Source organism: Ellagibacter isourolithinifaciens (assembly GCF_008831035.1).
GTDB classification, from domain to species: domain Bacteria; phylum Actinomycetota; class Coriobacteriia; order Coriobacteriales; family Eggerthellaceae; genus Ellagibacter; species Ellagibacter isourolithinifaciens.
In genome coordinates this window covers 1-3249 of record NZ_WAJR01000048.1, presented here as the reverse complement: position 1 = coordinate 3249, position 3249 = coordinate 1, and the positions used below count along the sequence as shown (strand labels likewise).

Genomic DNA, 3249 nt, shown 5'->3' with positions numbered 1-3249 from the left:
GTTGAAGCTGTATACGCGATTGGTCTTTGCCCAGTCGCACATCTCAGCAATGATTCGATACTTGTCCGCCGTTCGGTTGATGGCCGCGAGGTAATCCGCGCCACCGAACTCGACAACATCGGCGGGGTCATACTGCACCTTGTTCGGGTCATCCAAATGGCAGAGATATCGAGCGACAGCCGTCCAATTGTCGCGATACTGCACACTCGCTTCTTTGCAGCCAAACGAAGTCAGGATATCTTTTGCTTCCTTTGCCTGCACGGCATGCGAGAAACGCACGACCACATGCCAATGCTTCTCCTTGATTTCGCCCGCAGCGGTAACGTCGCGGTCATGCTTCATTGCAAGACCTTCCATACCGCTTTCGCGCATGAGGTCAAGGAAGTTGTCTGGTGCAGAATCCTCGTACAGGTAGCCCCACCAAATTTTGCGAACCTTGCCAGAGCGGTTCTTACGCTCCCACTCTGCTTTTTTCTCCTTGCTCATTGGCATGAGTTATAATCTCCTTGTCGTTAGATGCCCCTGCTGCCGCCAAGCTTGCTGGGGCTTTTCTTTTTTTATCTGCGCTTGTAAACCTCGCGTCTATGCGCAACATCGACCACGAGAATGACGAGCCTGCCGTCATTGATGTCGCACAGGATTCGGTAGTCACCGACCCTGTATCGCCACACGCCTGCCAAGTTTCCCGTCAATGCCTTGCCCCTGCTTCTTGGGTCTTCGAGCTTCGCTATCTCGTCAAGCTCGTCAAACACCCGCGCGGCAACGCCCTTATCGAGCTTGCGCATCGCCTTGTCGGCGTTCCTCGTGAAATCAATTCGCCAGGCCACAGTGCGCCCTTACCTCGTCGATGCTGTATGTCTCAAGCCTGCCAGCACGATAGTCCTCGATATCCTTGAGAATCCCGTACTCGTACTCGAAACGGTCGATAGCTTCTTGCAGGGCTTCGTTAACGTAGAAGCTCCTCGACCTGCCAGTCTCCTTCGCAAGACGGCTGTAGCGCTCGTTCAACTCGGTTGGAATCCTCATTGATGTGACCGCGGTAGCCATGTCGCACCTCCTTGTCGTGTATTACAGGTACTACTATAACACATCACCGAGCCCGCCCGCGATACGTCCTCTGCGGTGCAGCGTGGTCGCGGTTCCACGCATCCGCCGCCCGCTGCGCATCGCGCAGCACGTCATTAAAGCTCTGTTGCCTTGGCTGTTCCCTGCGCATCAGATATTCGAGCGGGCGCGATATTCGGCTTCTAAGCTCTTCCACTTTGATTCGCATTCCCGCAACTCCTGCTCTGATGCGGCTCGCGAGTCCATCGCACTTAACAACGATGTTATCGAGGATTGCGCCGCGCTCAGCTTTTCCCGCAGCTTCCCAGCCCCGAACCTCGGCAGCGATGGGGCGAAGCTCTGCAACGTCTCGCGCAACTCCGTCCGCTCGTTGCCGAAGGCACTCCAATCGGTCTTGTTCATCTTCGATATCGAGTTTCACGTCCTCGAGCTGGCTGTCAAGCTCGGCAAGGTCACCCTCCTTGTCGGCAATCTCGGTAACAAGCTCTGCCTTACGCGCTTCGGCATCGTTTAGCAAAGCGGCGGCTTCTTCCCTAGCCGCCGCGACGATTCGATCTGCTTCCTGCTGCGCAGGCTCCACAATCGCCCTATCGACCGCACCGCGCACCTTGTCGATGTCCTTTGTACGGCTCGTATAGACCCTCTGCGCCCGCGTCTCCTCGCTCAGCTCCACTTCTGGGCGGTAGCCCATCTTCTGCTCAAGGCGGTCTCCTAAGCCCTTGTGGAAGGTCTGATAGAACTTGCGGTCGCACATCTTCTTGTAGTTGAACCGCCCGTCAAGAATCGGCGTGAACGGTACGTGCATGTGCGGCGTGGTCTCGTCCATGTGCACGTAGCCGCCCATAAGGTTTCCGCGCCCCACGCGGTCGGCGATGTACTGGTAGCTATTCCAAAAGAACTTGTACGCGTCTTCTGGTGGCACGTTCGGCGGTAACGTCACGACCATGTCAGCCATCACCACTGCGTCTTTGCGCGTGGCACGCTTCCCCTCGGCCTTGGCGCGCGCGTTCACGGCGTCTATGCGCCCCTTGACGGTTGCCCACGAAGCCGAACCCCGAACCTTGCCGATGAACCGCTTCCCGTCCTTCTCATACACACCCAGGGTGTAGTTGAGATGCGTGCGGCTCTTGTCGATGTTCTCGCGGCTCACGTTCGGGTTGTCGATGCCTTGCCAGCGGTTGTAGTGGGCGCAGAGCTTGCCGACCGCCGATGCCTTGTATTTCGCGATATGCGCCACGCGTAAACCCCCTGTGACTGTTGAAGATGCGTTCAGTCCTTAGTATAAGGTATAGCACGTTAGACCTTAGCTGCGCTAAGGACGTGCCCTGCGGGGCTTCTCCGCAATCCTCCCAGCGGTCGAGATTGCTGCGCGTCATCGGTGGCGGCACCTCTTCCTTGCCCATTCGGCTGCGCCGAAATGGAGGGGTTTCACCCCTCCAAACCACCCCTTGAGGGTCGGGGTCGGGGGTCGGGACTCCAGGGGAGTGACGCAGTGTTCCGACCCTTTGAGTCGGAACGACTCCCCTGGCTCTAACCAGAAAGTCATACGTACTCACTTGCCCGCTCGGCTCCGCCGAGATGGAGGGGTGAAACCCCTCCAAACCACCCCGACGTATCGGTATCGGATATCGGATTCCCATGGGCGAGGTCGTAGTACCTCGCCCCCCTGTGGTCATTTGTCATTTGTCACATTATTTTTCGGACGTAGTTAGCGAAAAATAATGAGCCGCCCGATTCTGCAGGTCTCATCCAGTCGAGACACGGGCAAGGAAAGGGTCGATGGAGCAGAGCGTCCATCGACCCTTGTTCAAGTCTGGTCTATTCGGTTGGCCGTCGCGTCAATTCCGCAATCCGTGAACGAGTCGGCTTAGATCTGCGCGAGCGCAGACCACGCCGCCCCGTGGTCACGCATTGCTGCATTGACCCGACTACTCTTCCTCACCTGCAAGCAAATCGTATCTGTAACTCTTCAGATACTCGCGCATGAAAATCGCGCTGTTATCCGCAAGCGCCATGAACCATTCGAGGTTTTCAACGCGGGCGTAATCAACGAGCTTGTTGAAGCTGTATACGCGATTGGTCTTTGCCCAGTCGCACATCTCAGCAATGATTCGATACTTGTCCGCCGTTCGGTTGATGGCCGCGAGGTAATCCGCGCCACCGAACTCGACAACATCGGCGGGG

General features: G+C 57.1%; 5 protein-coding genes. All 5 read right to left on the bottom strand.

Annotated features, from left to right (window positions below; all coding sequences use genetic code 11):
* Positions 1–492 (bottom strand): Rep family protein (locus tag F8C90_RS10595; RefSeq protein WP_158050471.1); only part of this gene is annotated, 492 nt, incomplete at its 3' end.
* A 65-nt stretch (positions 493–557) separates the two neighbouring features.
* Complete coding sequence (locus tag F8C90_RS10590; protein WP_035138972.1) at positions 558–827, bottom strand: type II toxin-antitoxin system RelE family toxin; 270 nt, start codon at positions 825–827, stop codon at positions 558–560.
* Positions 811–1047, bottom strand: coding sequence for a type II toxin-antitoxin system RelB family antitoxin (gene relB / locus F8C90_RS10585; RefSeq protein WP_035138971.1), 237 nt, complete (start codon positions 1045–1047; stop codon positions 811–813). Before relB ends, F8C90_RS10590 begins: the two co-directional genes overlap by 17 nt.
* A 43-nt stretch (positions 1048–1090) precedes the next feature.
* Positions 1091–2302: a plasmid recombination protein gene (locus F8C90_RS10580; RefSeq protein WP_170264649.1), complete on the bottom strand. Its 1212-nt coding sequence runs from the start codon at positions 2300–2302 to the stop codon at positions 1091–1093.
* Positions 2303–2993: 691 nt separating this feature from the next.
* A partial coding sequence (locus F8C90_RS10575; RefSeq protein WP_158050469.1) for a Rep family protein occupies positions 2994–3249 on the bottom strand: 256 nt, incomplete at its 5' end.

Coding starts and splice junctions, on each gene's coding strand:
- relB (WP_035138971.1), bottom strand. CDS start 1,047: ATGGCTACCGCGGTCACATCAATGAGGATTCCAACCGAGTTGAACGAG.